Genomic DNA, 16,598 nt, shown 5'->3' on the forward strand with positions numbered 1-16,598 from the left:
CACGATGTCCAGCGAGATGACGCGGCCGGGTCTCGGCAGCGGACTTCGGGACATCCGCCAGTCCAGCTTCCTGCTGAAATTACTGGTTCGCAAGGAGCTGAAGGTCCGTTACCGTGGCTCGGTTCTTGGCCTCCTATGGTCGTACGTCAAGCCGGGCGTGCAGTTTGTGGTGTTCTACATCGCCTTGGGCGTTTTCCTGGGCCTGGAAAAGAGTCCCAGAAATCCCGACGGGTTGGCCAATTATGCGGTTTATCTCTTCTCGGGCATCGTCCTTATCAACTTCTTCTCTGAGGCCTTGGGGAACTCTGCCCGGTCAATTGTGAATAATGGAAACTTAATCAAGAAGATCTATCTCCCGCGTGAATTGTTTCCCGTGGCGTCAGTGTGGGTTTCTGGTGTTCATTTCTTCCCCCAGCTTCTCGTGTTGGTTGTCGCGTGCGTTTTCGCGGGCTGGCACCCTGATGCATTCCAACTGCTCGCGGCGGTGCTCGGATTCATCATCGTGGCTTTTCTGGCAACAGGTCTTGGGCTATTGTTCGGCGCCGCTAACGTTTACTACCGGGACTCGGAAAACCTGGTGGATATGCTGCTGATGATAGCCACGTGGGCTTCCCCGGTGATGTATGCATGGACCATGGTGCAAGAGAAGCTTGGTCCGACGGCCTTTGCCGTCTACCAGGCAAACCCAGTCACCGTGGGGGTGGAGCTGTTTCATTACGCCTTCTGGCTGCCAACGACAGACGGTACTGCAGCAATGCCGCCCAACCTCTTCACCCTCTGGTTGCCGATCGGGTTGGTCATCGCACTTTTGGTCCTCGTCTTCGGCCAATTTACCTTTCGACGGCTTGAGGGCCGTTTCGCGCAGGAGCTGTAAGTGGTCAACGCAATAGAAGTACGTGGAATCAGCAAGCAGTTTGTTCTGCGCCATACACGTTCCATTAAGGAAGCGGTCGTTTGGCTTGCCAAAGGCCGGAAAGGAGATCTTTCTGAGAAGTTTCACGCGCTCAGGGATGTGTCTCTTTTCGTGGAGGCCGGCGAGTCGGTGGCTCTCTTGGGCCTTAACGGTTCGGGAAAGTCCACGCTTCTGAAGCACATCTCGGGCGTCATGCTGCCCGACGTCGGATCCGTCGGGACCCGAGGTCGTGTCGCGGGCCTCATTGAAGTCGGAGCTGGATTTCACCCCGACCTGTCCGGGCGGGACAATGTGTACCTCAACGGCGCCATTCTCGGCATGACGGAGAAGCAGGTCAATGAGCGTTTCGACGCCATTGTTGAGTTTGCCGAGATCGGTCAGTTCATCGACACCGAGGTGAAGTTCTATTCATCCGGAATGTATCTCAGGCTGGCTTTCTCGGTATCCGTTCACACGGACCCGGAGGTGTTCCTGATCGATGAAATCCTGGCGGTGGGCGATGAACCGTTCCAACGCAAATGTATTGCCAAGATCCAGGAATTGGCAGCGAGGGGCAAGACGCTCGTCGTTGTGAGCCACGACTTGGACCTTGTGTCACGTGTCTGTTCGCGGGGCGTGCTGCTTGAACACGGCGAAGTCGTTATGGACGGCGAAGTGCATGCTGTCGTGGCAGAACTGAGGCGGCGTTCCGCGCACACGGAACCCGAGGGAAGTCTGTGAAGCACTTGCATGCGCGCAGCGATCTCAAATGGCTGGCGGCGACTGTCCTCGCCGCTTTCCTCGGTTCGTTGATTCCGCTCATGACCAATAACAGGTTTTACTACTATGACGATACCCAGACCGGCGCTTTTGGCATCTGGTTCGAAATTGGAACCAAACTCAGCGCAGGGGAGTGGCCGCTCTTCAGCGACAGTGCGTGGGGGGCCGGCAACTACGCGGCCGAGGGCCAATGGGGGATCTGGAATCCGCTGATTCTCTTCCTCGGCTGGATCGCCAGCACTTCGGCGAATCTTGTCGTTTTTTCAACGATTCTAAAGATAACGTTATTATGCCTATTGGCAGCTGGGACGTTCCTGCTGGCCCGGAGCTACAAGGCCAGTCCGGAATGGTCGGCCATCGCCGGAGTGTCGGTAACACTGACCGGATTCACTGTCTATATGGACGCCGCGTCTTGGGTCACCGGGCTCATGGTGTTCTGCCTCCTGCCTCTGACCTGGTATGGCCTGCGCCGGATGGCCTTTGAGGAAGGCAATCCCTTTCTTGCACTGGCTCCGGCCTATGTGCTGATAACGATCGGCTATGTTCATGGAACGCTCATGCTGGTCATCGTCTTTGTGGGTCTGCTGTTGGAGTCGTTGCTGCATGGCGGACGAAGGAACTCGCTCCGCTTGCTCCTTGCGGGCTTGGTTTGCGGGCTCATCGCGATGGCTGTGTATCTCCCCGGCGTCCTGACGGCTCCCGTGACGGCACGCTCCGGCGGAATTGTCAACAGCGGCTTCCTGACGCCCGACCTGACCGGGATGTTCACAGCCTGGGTTCCGGGCAGCCTGCCGCAAATCGCCGGATGGTGGGGCACTTTTGCCACGGTTCCACTGCTCTATGTGGCATGGTTCCTCCCGGTACTCGCGATTGTGGACTACGCAAAGGTGAAGGAAGCCAGCAGGGAGCTGACAGCAATCTGGGTTGTGGGGCTGGTGTCGCTGGCTTTGACGCTGGCGCCGAGTGATCTGGGACCCCTCCGCTTTCCCGTCCGGATCATGCCGTATGTCTCCCTGGCTGTCCTCCTTGCGCTGTCGGTGATGGTCTCCCGCTTCAGGGTGCCCGTTCTTAGCCGCGGACGCATGATAGTCACCGCTGCCATTGTGCTCTCCGGGCTCTACCTCGCCTGGAGCCAGTTTCCGACCGTCCGGTTGGCGGCGCTTTTCGGACTGCTGGCGGGCGTCGGTGTCGCGGGCCTTCTTTGCGTTCTCTATGCTCCCCGACTGCGGCCCCGCTTCAAGGGGCCGGTAGTGCTGGCAGGAGGGGTGTTGCTCGTCAGCATGGTGATAGCGGCGGGACAGCACGTGGCCTTTAAAGGGGCCCCCTTGCCCGACTTCCAGATGCCTGACACTCCGGAGAGTTACTCGCGTCAGCTTCCCGGCGCACAGGGTGGCACCTTCGTCGTGGGAAATCCCGTGAGTCATGGCCCCGAGATCTGGAACGAGACGCTCGCATCCAACGCCTGGTACTTGAATTCTGCGGAAGTCCAGAACCTGTATACGCCAATCATGTTCGCCAAATACGCTGAAGATCTGTGTATCACGAGCCACGGATGGACCTGTGGAGGGGCCGCCGGGAAGCTCTTCGAGACGGACGCGACGACGGGCAAGGTCCTCGCTGATCTCCTGTCCATCGACACGGTCCAGATCCTTCGCGATCCGGACCCCGCGTCCAACGGAGCCTTCAGGGGCGCCCCTCCGAACGGGTGGCACGAAGCCAGCAGGTCAGCAAACTCGGTGATGTGGGTACGGGACCACCCCCTGCTGAACACCGGCCAGCTTGTCTGGACGTCAGAGGGAACAGCCCTTTCACTGGTCTCGGAAAGCGACCAGGAGGTTGTGATCCGCGTGGACCGGATCGGCGATGCCCCGGGCAAGGCCGTGCTCAGCCGGCTGGCGTGGCCCGGGTACGACGTTGACGGAGCAGCTGTCGCGGCGCCGCTCCGCGGTTACCTTCTCGAACTGGACGTCCCCGCCGGTTCGGCGGGACAAACCATCACAGTGCGGTTCGATCCGCCGGGTTGGCCTGTTGTTGTCGGCTGTATCATTCTGGGCGTGGGGATTATCGCGGCGTGGAGTGTCGCAGAACTGGTCCGGCATCGCCGGCGGCGCAACATATAGCGCGTGGGCACAGGAGATTCAACCACTTCTACAATTGCGGAAGCCGCGGGCGATTCGGCGGGTAGTTTCGATAACTCCGTTTATCGCTTCTGTGGGTCCGGTGGAAGCGCCGTTGGTGTCGAAATAGGCCAGGGTCGCCGCTTTCCATTGTTTGAGTGTCCGGCCGCGCCGGGCGACTTCCTCAGCGGAGATGCCGGCCGGGCCCCGGTCCAAGAAACGCTGATGGCCACCTACCGGTCGATGCTGGACCTGAAGGTCTCCACGCGCCGGGCGGCATTCTTGCCTGGTGTTTCCGGGACGACCGCGAACCGGAAACCGGCCCCGCCACGGGACCACCTTCGCGGCGACCAGCGGGGCGGTGGCGATCGGCGACCTGAGCGTGGCAGCCGGTGTCAGCAGCTCTCATCTGGCACAGCGGTTCAAGGAGCTTATCGGCGTCACGCCGAAGCGGTTGGCCCGCACCTACCGCTTCGCCGCCACCGTGTTCTCGATCAACTCCGCCGGACCGATCGACTGGGGTGACCCCGCCGGTGGCGCAGCTACTTCGACCAGGCCCACTTCGGCCACGAGTTCCGGGCTTCACCGGGCTCACGCCGGCCCGGTTCGTCGAAGTCAGGCGGCGGTTCCTGCGCGAACATCCCGGCCACGCGCTGGACGGCCGGCCGCTGACGGCCGATTGTATTCTTACAAGAGCGACAACTCACGACTTGCTAATATGTGGGCACCCCAAAGCAAAGGAGAGCCCCGTGGGCAAGGTGGTTATGTACAGCTCGGTGTCGGTGGACGGCTTCGTCGCGGACGAGAACGACCAGCCCGGACCGCTGTTCGACTGGTTGTCCAGCGGTGACGTCCCGTTGGACGAGAGCGGCGAGGTGAAGGTGTCGCAGACGTCCTACGACTACACCCGGCCGTACTGGGACCAGATCGGGGCGACAATCGTCGGCCGCCACGTCTTCGACATGACGGACGGCTGGGACGGGAAGCCTCCGGGCGGGGTCGACCACGTGGTCGTCGTGTCGCACCGGCCGCAGCCCGAGGGCTGGGACCCCGAGGCGCCGTTTCACTTCGTCGACGGCGTCGAGGCAGCCGTGGCCAAGGCGCAGGAGCTCGCGGGTGACCGCATCGTCGAGGTCGCCGCTGGCGACGTCGGTGGCCAGGTGCTTGCCGCGGGCCTGGTCGACGAGGTGCGCATGGACGTCGTACCCGTCGTGTTCGGGTCCGGCAAGCGCTTCTTCGGGTCGGTCCACGCACAGCACCTGTTGGAGGATCCCGACGTGGTGATTCAGGGCAACCGGGTGCTTCACCTGCGCTATCGGGTGCGCCGTTGACCGATCTGAGCGGGTACGCGAAGAAGTCCACTGCGAACGGTGACACAAGATCGGGCCTCGGGCTGCGGTTGCCCATCGCTGCCCCGGGACCGACGCGCCAGCCAACATCCAGCCACCGATTACACCCTCAACTGTGAAGAGCTTGAAAAATTCCGGAAGAGCGGCCTGATCATCCACCGCACAGCGGAAATCACCACCAACCGCCGAGAGCCCTTTGTTCTGTCGAAGGCGGACGTGTCGACGAAGTGGGCGCGGCTCCAGGCCCCCGTGTCGGGGCCAACGCCGGCGGGGGTGCTCGGCGCCCAGCACGGTCAGAGCTGTTGACCCTGGTCCGGCGATCCCAGCCCACACGTCGGGAATTGTCCACCGTCCTAGGTCGTGCTCCGAACTGCATGTTCGTGTCCCATCCGTCGTTTCAGCTGCACGTACGCGAATTTTCTGAGAAAGGAGAGCGCTAGGGCTTTGATATGGCCGAGGGCTACATCGCTTCGCTTGACCGACCTCGGATCCTCGCTTCTAAGAGCCTGCTGAAAAGCCCACGCTTGCCCTGCTTGTCGGTTTGCGAGGCGGACGCTCCACTGACTGGCGCTCACTCTGAACGAAGCGTGGCTCTGGCGTATTGCCACCATATCCCCGTACCGGCAAATTCGTACGAGAGTCGCAACGTCTATCAGATACGGGTTTGTGTCATCCCACCAGCCGATCTTCCCAAGAAGGTCCCTGCGGAATAGGGAGCATGCGGGCTCACCAAAAATGTTCGTCCCGGACCGGACCGTCGCGCGGATTGCCGCGGTGCCGGAAGTGAGACCCTCAATGCCCTGAAGGCCTCTGTTCCGGACGAATATGACGCCATTTGCATCAATCAGGTCGCGGCGTGAACTAACAAGGACGGCCGACGGATGTGCTTCAATAGCTGCCACTTGCAGGCGGAGGGCGTCGCGCGTGATGAGATCGTCCCCGCAGACGAGCTTGATGTATTCCCCGGTGGCGAATTGGCTGACCCGATTCCAGTTGGCAACCGCGCCTCCGCCCGCTGGTGTCGGCTCCAGTATTCGTAGTTTCGGATGTCCTGCAAAGGATTCAATAATCTCGGCAGTACGGTCATTGGATGAGTGGTCAGCGATCACAACTTCGTAGTTCTCGAAATCCTGGTCGAGTACGGAGCGGAGCGTTTCGGCAATGTACTGTTCATTGTTGTACGCAGGGATTACTATTGAAACTTTAGGTGTCATTGTCTACGATTCCTGGCTAGTAAAAGTCTGGCGGGGGAGTCGGAACGAATAGTATCGCGAATCTAAGTATTTGAATTTGGCTTCCGGGCGGCACCCGTAGTGCCGCCGCTATTGTTGCTGTCGTACCCGATGAGATATAAAGGCCTCTGCTGCGATGCAGCAAAAATTCTGGCTATATATTCTCCCATAATTCCGAGGCAGAAAAGCTGCACAGCCCCGATTCCGCCGACCGCCAGGACTGTGGATGCCCAACCTGGTACGGTGCTTCCTAGAATTACCCCGACGATGACAAATATGCCCACAATTATGCAAAGCAGAGCACTAAAGACACCCGTCCATATCGCCAGCCGCAGTGGCCCCCCGGAGAACGTGACTATGCTCTCAGTGGTCAGCAGCAGCATCTTGCCCAAGGGGTACTTACTGGTTCCGGCTGCTCGTTCCTCGCGTTGGTACTCGACTTGGGCGCTAGGGAACCCGAACCACGGTATGAGAAGTCGATAGACGCGGCCATCTTCAGGTAGCTTGCTGACCGCCTCCATTACTCTTCGGCTGATTAGTCGGAAGTCGCCAGCGTGGGAGCGGACATTCGGACCAGCAATCTTTCGCATGGTCCAGTAATAGAGGCTGGCGGTGGACCGTTTGAATACTGTGTCCGACGAACGATCATGACGCACGCCGTACACGACATCGACGTGTTCTCGCTGGGCAGTTTCGAGCATGGAGATGATCACCTCGGGCGGATCTTGCAGGTCTGCGTCGATGGTGACGATGTAGTCGCCCTCAGCCGAAGTCATTCCAGCCGTGATCGCGGCCTGGTGGCCACTGTTGCTAAGTAGTCGAATCAGCCGGAGTTCGGGCCACGCCTGGCGCGCTTGCTCAACCAAATGCGCGGTCGAATCACGACTTCCGTCGTCCACGGCCACGACCTCGTAGACTTCTCCGATGGAGTCGAGAGCTGGGCGAAGTCGGTCGATGAGAGCTGAAAGGACCTCTTCTTCGTTGTACATAGGTACAACGACAGACAACATGATGCGGCTCAAACTTTTCTCCTTGACGGGCAGACACTCCAGCAAATTCTAGCAAGGTCTCTTGGGGACCCGTACCGAAAGCTGCCACAGATACATGCCAGACCACGGCTCATGGCACGCCGGTGACTGGGTGGTAACAATGGAACAGACGTGAGGGCGAGGCGAAACTGGTGCTTTGATTGACTCTTCGTGGTTGGCGCGGAATTGATTCCGTGTCGCAACCGAAAAAGGGGCCAGTGGCCCTGCTGGGATGAGCGTGGATAAGCATCAACCGGAAACAGGACCACGAGCCTTGACTGCGCCCACCGGGGCGACGGCTGACGCTGCCACCAGCCTCTTTCAACCTGCCCGACTCCCGTGTCATCTGCGTCAGCCTGCTGGCCGATGGACGCCGTCAGATCATTGTCGAAACCGACCAGCCACCGGGGTGTCCAATTTGGGTGTCGCGGCTAAAGGAACGCCGCTTCCAGCGGATCCGGGACATCGCCGTCGCCGGCACCGTTGAAGTTCTCTGGTCCAAGTCCTGCTGGTACTGCGAGGAACCCGAATGTGCCCGGCGCTCATTCTTAGAATTGACTGTCCAGGTCCCGCGACGTGCCCGTTTCAAGTCCCGGCTCCGGGACCATGTCGTTGCGGGCCCTGCTGCGAACCAACTCCCTGGTCGACGGCGCCGCCGCGAAAGACGAACTCCGGGCACTGGTTGAGGCCGCCGGGCGGTCCGAAACGAACAAGCTCTACCGCACCGTCTGCCGGTGGTGGAGCGAGATCGAAGTGCTCATCGTCACCGACGCCACTACCGGCAAGGTCGAGGCAAACAACACCGGGATCAAGCACATCAAACGGACCGCCCGCGGCTACCGGGACGCCGGGAACTACAAATCGATTATCCTCACGATCAGTGGCGTCCGGACGGCGGCATGACACTCACCTGGGGATCTATTTCCCTACGAAACACGAAGAGAACATCCTGTTCAACCAGACTGAGGGGTCTCTTCGATGTACTGGACATTGTTATACGCCGGAATGACGATCGAGCCTTTGGGACTCATGTAGTGCTTTCCTCGGTGGCTTTCTTGGGGGGCACGGGTTCAGGGCTCCGACGGAAGGAGAAATACTTGTGGCCGAAGTAGTTGATGATGACCGTCACGCACGTAATGGCGATCTGGGACGGAATCTGGGGGTACCCGAGTACCTCGTGGGCCACCAGCAGCAACGCCATATTCGTGAAGAACATCGTCAGATTGACCAGGGTGAACCTGCCAAGATCCAGCCAGAAGTGGCCTTTGACCCGGAAGACCAGCTTCCGGTAGACGAAGAAGACGGCGACCAGGGAAATGACGAAGGCGATACTGAGAACCACCGGCGAGGGCAGCTCCGGATACAGCCAAGCAATTGCGATGAAGAGGCCGGTACTGAAGGCTGTGTTGGTGCCACCCACCAGCAGAAAGGCCACGCGTTGGTCCTTGACGATCCTCAACAGGGGTCCGGGGGGACCGTTGTGGATACCCTTAACAGCCTCCTCGGGAACAGCCTCCCCGGGCGTTTCGGGCTGCTTCATGGTACGCACCTATTCCTTGAACTCTTGGGGCCGACAACCGACAAACACACACCTTAGACTACCGAAGAGCAGCAGCACCGTCACAACGGGGATGGCCCGGCCGGGCGTTCGGGAGCCATTGCAGGCGCGGTCAGAGTTGACCCGAAACGGCCAGGCGCTGGACGTCCTGCACTGTGGTGTTGATGCCGAGTTCGGGCCAGACGACGGACCTCAGCCGAAAGGTCGTGCGCCTGGGCCTTCGCGAACGGGGAGGCGCCCAGAGGGATCAGCGGGCGGAGCTTGAAGATCGCGCGGCAAGCGCCGACGAGGTGGCCGATGGTGTCGGCCCGTTGGAATGCAAGGATCTCCACGACCGTCTCGCCGGGTGTCGGGAAGCACGAGCCGCTAGCCGGTCATCAGCCGGAAGTGCTCGTGGCTCGTGGCATCGTCGGTGGAGAGCCGGAATCGGACTCTGCGCTTGGCGCTCGGCGTTCTCGCCCATGGCCGTGTCGAGCAGACCCCGATGGCTACCGGGTCGTGCTGTCCGTCCTCATCCATGGTGACAACCCAGACGCCGCCCGAGGAGGCCATACCCGCCAAAGTGGCGTGTGCTGCCCGAGGTTCCGGCTGAGCCAGACGCCGCGAACGATATCAATGGGGCCGGTCCTGGACCTGAGAAGAGCGCCGGAGTTGTCCGGGCCGTGGTCAAAGACCAGGAGGGACTTCGGAGTTGACGAAATCGTGGCCGCCGTAGGCGGTCGATACTTGCCGGTAGGGCGAAAAGCCGGTTGACCACTCCCACCAGAGTTTTCCCGCCTTGCTATACGGGGATTACCACGGATATGCGATGGGGCGTCGAGTTCGTCTCCGGTTGGGCGAGGGTCCCACCAAGAGATTCGGCCGGTTCCAATCATCACCGTCGTCGCTGGCGGCCTTCCAGCGGGGCCGGCCCGTGCCCTGCCACGGCGTTGACTGGAGTCCGGGAAAAGTCCCCTCGGGTAATATGTACCTGTCCGTCCCGCGTCGTCCTGCGGTGGACGCATGCCCAAACTGAACGGATCCTGAATTGCAGCCTTCCCCACCGTCCTCGTTGAGTACCACTCGCGGTCCGACTGCGATCTGGAACGACGACTTCGTGAGCATGGATTTCAACAAGGATTTCAACAACGAAACGGGCAGAATTGATAGAGCCGCCTGTCGGAGAATAACTGCTCGGCCCGCAATTCCTCTCGTTTGCTCGAAGCAAGCTCATCATTATCAGCTACGGGCCGCCCGGGTGGCGGCTCGGCATTCCCGTCCCGGCTGTGGCAGTGTAGGAACGCTGGAGTGGAGCCTGGTGGCCGGGCGGCGTCCGCGCCGGAACCCGTCAGGCCAGCCGGCAACAGTTCACGAGGGGACGAAATAGCAGCATGACAGAAGTCGGGAGCACAGTGCGTTTTCCAGCCGCGACCAGGGTCTTGGTGATCATGCCGGCGTGGAACGAGCGGGCGTGTATTGGCAACACCGTCCGGGAAGTCATCGACCTCGGACGGAACTACGACGTTCTTGTCGTCGACGACGGTTCCGAAGACGGAACCCCGGAACTGGCCGAGGCCGCCGGGGCACATGTCCTTCGGCTGCCCTTCAATCTTGGTGTCGGCGGTGCGATGCGGGCAGGCTTTAAGTACGCGGACCGGATGGGCTACGACGCCGTCGTCCAGGTCGACGCGGACGGGCAGCACAATCCCAGGGACATTCCGTCGGTGGTCGCAGGCCTTAAACACTCGGACATTTCGATCGGCGCACGGTTCGCGGACAAGGGACAGTACACCGTCAGCGGACCCAGGAAATGGGCGATGCGCTTGCTGGCGGCCGTGATCTCCCGCATTGCGGGTACAGAGCTTACGGATGTGACGTCAGGGTTCCGCGCCGGCAACGTCCGCGCCATTTCCCAGTACCTGAAGCACTATCCTGCCGAGTACCTGGGCGACACCATCGACTCGCTCGTGGTGGCGATCCGGTCAGGGTGCCTGGTCTCGCAGACCGGAGTCGAAATGCGGCCCCGCCAGGGCGGGCAGCCCAGCCACAACCCGGCGAAGTCGGCAATCTACCTGGTCCGCTCGCTCATGGCGCTCCTGTTTGCCATGACCCGGGGCAAAGCCCGCACCTCTCACGAAAGCGACATCTGACCGTGGAAAGCATCGCAGCCCTGATCTTCTCCCTGCTTGTCCTGGGCAGCGTCGTCTTCCTGCTGCGCGGTAAGGGCCTGCGCGAAAAATACGCGTTTTTGTGGCTGTTGGTCGGCATCGCATGCCTCGTGCTGACAGCGATCCCGGGCATGCTGCGGGGGGTCACCGCACTGATCGGGGTGCAGGTCCCCTCCAATCTGCTCTTTGCCATGGGCATCATCTTCCTGACCGGCGTCGCGCTGCACTTGTCCTGGGAGGTGTCCGTTCTTGAGGAAGAGGCGCGCACGCTGTCCGAGGAAGCTGCCATTGGGCGTGCACGGGTGGAGGAGTTGGAGCGGAAGGTTGAAGCCCTGACTGCGACAGTCGGAGATTCAGGCCGGGCAGCGACCGCTACTCCGTCGATTACAGCAGAATGGCAGACACAGCAGCCCACTGATTGATCTCGAGGATTGATCTGACTATCAGCCTCCCAGCACCACGTCCGTGTGGACGTGCGCGCCATGGTGTGGAGTGCTTGGAGGAATTTAGTTGAAAATGCGACTACCCACGCCTATCGCCGATGCGGGCCGCAGAGTCCAACATTGGGTCTGTGTGAATGACCGACTGGCGCGCGTGATCACGGTGTTGGGTTTTGTGGTCCTCGTGCTGTTCGGCATAACGACGTCGAATATCGGCATTGGAGAGCTGCGGCAGGATCCCGGCAACCCCTTGGGGTTGCAGATCGGCCAGTCCCGACCGATCCGGTCGGACGAAATCTACGCTTTTTCGACCATCGCGATCTCCATTCTGGCAACCCACGGCGCCCCGAGCTTGAGCCCGCTGGCTGCGCGGGCGGACCTGGTCCACCGGTTCCCGACTGACGGTTTTTTCGAGCAGTTCGTCTTTTTTGACTCGACCATGCTCCGCGCCGCAGCGGTCATTCCTGACCACATGCTGTTCGCCGCCCACTGGTGGCTTCCGTCGCTGATCCTGCTGCTCGCCTTGCCGACGTGGTTCAACCAGCTCGGACGCTCCCGCCGCTACGGCTGGTTCGCAGCCATCCTGATCGTACTGTCGCCGGCCAGCGCGTGGTGGTCACTGATGCCGGTGGCGCTGATCGCCTACACGATCGGCGGCTGCGTGCTCATGATCGCGGCCTTCCAGCGCTTCGAAAAGGGACAGCGCCTCGCCCCGGTGGCCATGGCGGTCCTTGGAGGCATCCTGATTGCGGGCCTGCCCAGCTTCTACGCCCCGTGGTCCTTGCTGCTCGGCCTCCCGGTCCTGATCGCCTCGACGCTGTGGATCCTTCTTCGCGACGGCGGCTGGGCGCCCCGGCTGAAATCCATCCTCATCACCGGCGGCACAGCGGTGGTCTTTGGCGTCGGGACGCTGCTGGAGAACAGGGAAGGCCTCCAGGCCCTGCTCAACACGGTCTATCCGGGTTTGCGGCGGGCGGAAGCGGATCCGCAGCCCCTGGGCCGCATTCTCGGGGCGCCGGCCCTCGGACCGTTGCAGTTCAGTGAACCTGTTGGCATCAACGCGAGTGAATTGTCATCGTCGTTCACGGTGTTCTTCGTGTGGATTCTCGTGATCCTCCTCGCCGCGCAGTGGCGGCTTAGCTTCCGGGACAATATCGTCGAATGGACGTTCGGGGCGTGGTCCGCACTATGGATTATTTGGATCAGCCTGGACCTTGGCCCCATGAGCCAGAAGTTGCCATTGCTCAACCTCGTCACCCCGCCGCGGGCAGCCCAGGTGGTGGGAGTACTCGCGGTGATCCTCGTCAGCCTCCTGTTGAGCCGTTGGTCGCCGCCTGCCTCATGGCGCATACCGCTGACGGCCGGTGCAGCGTGTGCCCTGGCCACGGGGTACGCGGCGTCGTTGCTGAAAGCGTCGGATCTGCCGTCGATTTCAACCGCGCTCGTTGTTCTGGCGGCAGCCGCGGTCGGGCTGTCCGTTGCTGCCGTCACGAAATATCCCCAGCGGCTGTGGCCCTTGGCGCTTTGCATCGTTTTGGCAGCGCTCCCCGTTGCTCGGGCGAATCCGGTGCTTGCCGGCCTGGGCGATCTGCGGGCTTCGGACACCGCCAAGGCGGTGGCCGCGCAAGCACCTGCTGTGCGGGCAGAAGGAAAGGTCTGGGCAGCCGACTCGGGGGCGCTGAACTCCCTGTTGATGACCAATGGTATGCCCTCACTCTCCGGACTCCAGCGGTCGGGCCCCGACGTAGCGGCGTGGCAGAAGCTGGATCCAGAATCGGAGTTCTCCAACATGTGGAACCGCGGTGGCGGCTTCATCTTCTTCTCGTGGACTCCCGGACAGCCGAAGTCATTCGGGACCAACGACTTCGACGCCACCATGGTGAGGATTGATCCCTGCGAGCTCAAGACCGCCTGGCAGAGCCTAGACAAAATCGTCTCGTCGCGGCAGCTGGACGCAGCGTGCCTGACCTTGGATTCAGAACTTCAGTGGCAGGGACAACCGGCCTACGTCTACGCTGTCCGCTGAGGCAAGCGTGGAGGGCCCATGACTGCCTTGGCCACGGGATACTGGGCCACGGGGGGCTGGAAACCCTTCTGATCGGCTTGTACGTCCAGGCAGGGTGTGGGTGAAGCATTGCACCGGGGCGCAAGCACCCTAAGTCTTCTTTACCCCGGTAAATATTGGGCCTTTACAGCCTCGACACTTCGCCTAACCTACGTGGCGGATTCCGCCTACGCTGGTTCGGTCTGACGGCGCTCCTCGCGGATTCCCCGGCGGAGCAGCCACAGTGCCAGGGCCAGTAGCGCGGTGAAGCCGGCAACGCACAGCACCGTGCCGCCGGGCGGCTGCCAGGATGGGCCGGTGATCATCTCCAACCAGCGCCGGTCCACCGTCCAGCCGGTCACATAGCGCCGCAGGGTGTGCGCGAACGTCAAGAAGTGGAAGAAAGCAACGAGGACCGCCGTTGCATTGAGGATCGCCGCAGCTTGCGGCGAGAACCCGCGCGCATCTATACGATCCAGCGCGAGGCCGCATACCATCAGCAGCGGGACGAAGACGGCCAGGATGTACCGGCCCTGCCAGACGATCCCGATCGTCCCAACTGCCTGGGCCTGGAGCAGCGGCGGAAGCAGCAGCAAGGCGGCGAGCAGTAAGACCGTTGCGTTCCGGCCGCGGCCCCTGCCCAGCACAACGGCGGCCAGCACGAGCGCCGCGCCAAGTCCCAGCCAGAGCACAAACGCGCCCATCGGTGCCGGTACTTCCAGCCAGCCAAACTGTCCGACGTATCCGGTGGCATAGTCGAACGTGCGGTCCAGCATGATCTCGGCTCCGGTGAGCGGGGAGGAGCCTGCTGCCTCGAACGGATTGCTGGAGAGGCTGTCATGCCGGGTGAGCCAATAGAGGGCGAAAGCGCAGGACAATCCGATCGCCGCGGTTCCGGCCCACACCCAGACGTTGCGGCTCAGCGCCTTGATCTGTGGCCAGGTGCCAAGAATTCCGGCCGTGACGGCCATAAGCGCCAGCCAGAGCAGGGACAGGCCCTTGGAGTTGGCCAGAATGCAGGCCGCCGCCGTGATGACGGGGACATAGCGCCGGAAGGCTCGCGGATCAGTTGAGCGCTCCAGCAGCAGTACCAGATTTGCCAGCAGCGCCGCCGACGTGGCGTACTCCAGGGAGTTCGGGTTTACGGCCCCGTTGAGGAACAGAACCATCGGTGTCATCGCCGCTGCCGTGGCAGTGACAGCCCACTTCCGGCGCCGCAACTGTGAGAGCGCCGCAAAGGCAGACGCCAGGAAGAGGCAGCTGACCAGGGCGCTGACGAGCCGCATCCCGTAGACAGCCGCAGGGCCGTTGCTCACCAGCGATGGCAGTCCGACAACCGCGTAGTAGACCGGGTTGTAGTTGCTGGCGGAGGTCCGGGCCTCCACAAGAGCGCTCTGGTCACCACTGAACGGCGGGACGCAGGAAGGTGTGGTTTCCCTCTTCTGGGCGAAACAGCCGAACGTGTCGTAGTAGGCGATTCCCGCAGGTACCGTAACAAGCTGGAAAGCGCCGCCGCCCGGCATTTCACGGCCGGTCAGCTCGCCGCGAACGACTGCCGCTGCTTTGATGGTGTGCGCGGGTTCGTCGGGCACACCCATCAGGGGCGTGGCGACGGTCCATGCGGTGGAAAGGCCCATGAGCACCAGGAACGCCCACCAGAACGTTCGACGACCGCCGGACAACTGACTCCTGCCGGCCGGACGCTCGTCGCCCGCGGTGTCAGCGTCCTGTCGATGGCGCACCGCTGACTGGATCAACGACCGTCTTCCAGGAGCCCAAGAAGGTAGCTGCCGTAACCGCTCTTCACAAGCGGTTCGGCACGTGCGCGGAGCTCGTCGTCGCTGAGGAAGCCCAGGCGCCAGGAAATCTCTTCAGGGGCGCCAATTTTCAGCCCCTGGCGGTTTTCTGTTGTCCGAACAAAGTTAGACGCATCATTCAGGTCATTGAACGTTCCGGTGTCGAGCCATGCCGTACCGCGGGGAAGGATCTCAACGTGGAGCTTCTCGCGTTCGAGATAGGTACGGTTGACGTCCGTGATCTCCAGCTCGCCGCGCGCTGAGGGCTTGAGGTTCCGGGCAATCTCGACGACGTCGTTGTCGTAGAAGTAGAGGCCCGGGACGGCGTAGTGGCTCTTCGGCTTCGCCGGCTTCTCCTCGAGGGAGATGGCCTTGCCGCTCGCATCGAACTCGACAACACCGTATGACTTCGGGTCGGACACCCAATATCCGAAGACGGCGCCGCCGTCGATGTTCTCGAAACGGCGCAGCTGGGTTCCCATGCCGTGGCCGTAGAAAATATTGTCACCGAGAACCAGCGCAACGGTCTCATTGCCAATGTGCTCAGCACCGAGGACGAACGCCTGGGCCAGTCCATCAGGGGAAGGCTGCTGCTTATAGGTGATGCTGACACCGAACTGCGAGCCGTCTCCGAGGAGGCGCTGAAACTGCTCGGCGTCATGCGGGGTCGTGATGATCAGGATGTCCCGGATGCCGGCCAGGATCAGGGTGGAGAGCGGATAGTAAATCATCGGCTTGTCGAAGACCGGCATCAGCTGCTTGCTGACGCCCAGGGTAATCGGATGGAGCCTTGAGCCGGTTCCGCCAGCCAAAATGATTCCGCGCATAGAGGCCATCTTTCCTGCTAGCTTGTGGATCGGCCAAATCCGGTAGCCTTTGAAACTATGCAGCGACTACTAGTAACCGGCGGCGCCGGCTTCATCGGCTCCAATTTTGTCCACTACGTGATGTCCACCACGGACAATTTCGTGACCGTCTTCGACAAGATGACGTACGCGGGCAATCTGGAGTCGCTCAAGGGTCTTCCGGCCGACCGTTTCCGGTTCGTCAAGGGGGATATCTGCGACCAGCCGCTGGTCGATGAACTCGTGGCTGCCCACGACGTCGTGGTTCATTACGCCGCGGAATCGCACAATGACAACTCGTTGCATGATCCGCGTCCGTTCCTGGACACCAACATCATTGGCACGTACACGCTGATCGAGGCGTCCCGCA

At 61.6% G+C, this 16,598-nt stretch carries 15 protein-coding genes and 1 pseudogene; 9 read left to right on the top strand and 7 right to left on the bottom strand.

What is annotated here, in order from left to right:
- Nucleotides 1-4: 4 nt before the first annotated feature.
- The 3 genes from ACZYZ5_RS18365 to ACZYZ5_RS18375 are packed head-to-tail and all read left to right on the top strand — an operon-like array spanning nt 5 to nt 3,792.
- Nucleotides 5-874: an ABC transporter permease gene (locus ACZYZ5_RS18365; protein ID WP_463903685.1), complete on the top strand. Its 870-nt coding sequence runs from the start codon at nt 5-7 to the stop codon at nt 872-874.
- Nucleotides 875-1,633: an ABC transporter ATP-binding protein gene (locus tag ACZYZ5_RS18370; RefSeq protein WP_463903657.1), complete on the top strand. Its 759-nt coding sequence runs from the start codon at nt 875-877 to the stop codon at nt 1,631-1,633. It abuts the gene before it with no gap.
- Nucleotides 1,630-3,792, top strand: coding sequence for a glycosyltransferase family protein (locus tag ACZYZ5_RS18375; RefSeq protein WP_463903658.1), 2,163 nt, complete (start codon nt 1,630-1,632; stop codon nt 3,790-3,792). Before ACZYZ5_RS18370 ends, ACZYZ5_RS18375 begins: the two co-directional genes overlap by 4 nt.
- Before the next feature lie 18 nt (nt 3,793-3,810).
- Here the strand turns inward: ACZYZ5_RS18375 and ACZYZ5_RS18380 are convergent.
- Nucleotides 3,811-3,972 (bottom strand): annotated as a pseudogene (locus ACZYZ5_RS18380) (transposase); the annotation flags it as partial.
- Nucleotides 3,973-4,538: 566 nt separating this feature from the next.
- Between ACZYZ5_RS18380 and ACZYZ5_RS18385 the strand changes: the two are divergent.
- Nucleotides 4,539-5,120 carry a dihydrofolate reductase family protein gene (locus ACZYZ5_RS18385; RefSeq protein WP_463903660.1) on the top strand — a complete coding sequence of 194 codons (582 nt, stop codon included), beginning with the start codon at nt 4,539-4,541 and terminating at the stop codon, nt 5,118-5,120.
- A gap of 371 nt (nt 5,121-5,491) precedes the next feature.
- Here the strand turns inward: ACZYZ5_RS18385 and ACZYZ5_RS18390 are convergent, their stop codons facing one another.
- Both ACZYZ5_RS18390 and ACZYZ5_RS18395 read right to left on the bottom strand, forming a co-directional pair.
- Complete coding sequence (locus ACZYZ5_RS18390) at nt 5,492-6,352, bottom strand: glycosyltransferase family 2 protein (RefSeq protein ID WP_463903662.1); 861 nt, start codon at nt 6,350-6,352, stop codon at nt 5,492-5,494.
- Nucleotides 6,353-6,414: 62 nt separating this feature from the next.
- Entirely contained in the window at nt 6,415-7,392 is a 978-nt protein-coding gene (locus tag ACZYZ5_RS18395) for a glycosyltransferase family 2 protein (protein WP_463903663.1), read from the bottom strand.
- Nucleotides 7,393-7,974: 582 nt separating this feature from the next.
- Here ACZYZ5_RS18395 and ACZYZ5_RS18400 point away from each other — a divergent pair.
- Complete coding sequence (locus ACZYZ5_RS18400) at nt 7,975-8,301, top strand: transposase (RefSeq protein ID WP_463903664.1); 327 nt, start codon at nt 7,975-7,977, stop codon at nt 8,299-8,301.
- Between the two features lie 124 nt (nt 8,302-8,425).
- On the opposite strand, the gene ACZYZ5_RS18405 is transcribed toward ACZYZ5_RS18400, so the two are convergent.
- Both ACZYZ5_RS18405 and ACZYZ5_RS18410 read right to left on the bottom strand, forming a co-directional pair.
- Entirely contained in the window at nt 8,426-8,938 is a 513-nt protein-coding gene (locus ACZYZ5_RS18405) for a GtrA family protein (protein WP_463903666.1), read from the bottom strand.
- A 384-nt stretch (nt 8,939-9,322) separates the two neighbouring features.
- On the bottom strand, nt 9,323-9,508 hold the full coding sequence (locus ACZYZ5_RS18410; RefSeq protein WP_463903667.1) for a hypothetical protein: 186 nt from the start codon (nt 9,506-9,508) through the stop codon (nt 9,323-9,325).
- An 875-nt stretch (nt 9,509-10,383) separates the two neighbouring features.
- Here ACZYZ5_RS18410 and ACZYZ5_RS18415 point away from each other — a divergent pair.
- From ACZYZ5_RS18415 to ACZYZ5_RS18425, 3 genes are all read left to right on the top strand, one after another.
- Nucleotides 10,384-11,085: a glycosyltransferase family 2 protein gene (locus ACZYZ5_RS18415; RefSeq protein WP_463903686.1), complete on the top strand. Its 702-nt coding sequence runs from the start codon at nt 10,384-10,386 to the stop codon at nt 11,083-11,085.
- A 2-nt stretch (nt 11,086-11,087) separates the two neighbouring features.
- Nucleotides 11,088-11,525, top strand: a complete 438-nt coding sequence (locus tag ACZYZ5_RS18420; RefSeq protein WP_463903668.1) for a DUF2304 domain-containing protein — start codon at nt 11,088-11,090, stop codon at nt 11,523-11,525.
- A gap of 151 nt (nt 11,526-11,676) precedes the next feature.
- Nucleotides 11,677-13,569, top strand: coding sequence for a DUF7657 domain-containing protein (locus ACZYZ5_RS18425; RefSeq protein WP_463903670.1), 1,893 nt, complete (start codon nt 11,677-11,679; stop codon nt 13,567-13,569).
- A 206-nt stretch (nt 13,570-13,775) separates the two neighbouring features.
- On the opposite strand, the gene ACZYZ5_RS18430 is transcribed toward ACZYZ5_RS18425, so the two are convergent.
- A complete protein-coding gene (locus ACZYZ5_RS18430; RefSeq protein ID WP_463903672.1) occupies nt 13,776-15,329 on the bottom strand; it encodes a DUF2142 domain-containing protein in 1,554 nt (517 codons plus the stop codon).
- 11 nt (nt 15,330-15,340) lie between these two features.
- A complete protein-coding gene (gene rfbA / locus ACZYZ5_RS18435; RefSeq protein WP_463903673.1) occupies nt 15,341-16,210 on the bottom strand; it encodes a glucose-1-phosphate thymidylyltransferase RfbA in 870 nt (289 codons plus the stop codon).
- 57 nt (nt 16,211-16,267) lie between these two features.
- Here rfbA and ACZYZ5_RS18440 point away from each other — a divergent pair.
- On the top strand, nt 16,268-16,598 hold a 331-nt coding region (locus ACZYZ5_RS18440; protein WP_463903675.1), incomplete at its 3' end, for a GDP-mannose 4,6-dehydratase.

The sequence above is a fragment of the Pseudarthrobacter ribosi genome (genome assembly GCF_055412865.1).

Bases quoted from the DNA above. Each gene is read 5' to 3' on its own strand.
- ACZYZ5_RS18365 (WP_463903685.1), top strand. From the start codon at position 5: ATGTCCAGCGAGATGACGCGGCCGGGTCTCGGCAGCGGACTTCGGGAC.
- ACZYZ5_RS18390 (WP_463903662.1), bottom strand. From the start codon at position 6,352: ATGACACCTAAAGTTTCAATAGTAATCCCTGCGTACAACAATGAACAG.
- ACZYZ5_RS18405 (WP_463903666.1), bottom strand. From the start codon at position 8,938: ATGAAGCAGCCCGAAACGCCCGGGGAGGCTGTTCCCGAGGAGGCTGTT.
- ACZYZ5_RS18410 (WP_463903667.1), bottom strand. From the start codon at position 9,508: ATGGCCTCCTCGGGCGGCGTCTGGGTTGTCACCATGGATGAGGACGGA.
- ACZYZ5_RS18415 (WP_463903686.1), top strand. From the start codon at position 10,384: ATGCCGGCGTGGAACGAGCGGGCGTGTATTGGCAACACCGTCCGGGAA.
- rfbA (WP_463903673.1), bottom strand. From the start codon at position 16,210: ATGCGCGGAATCATTTTGGCTGGCGGAACCGGCTCAAGGCTCCATCCG.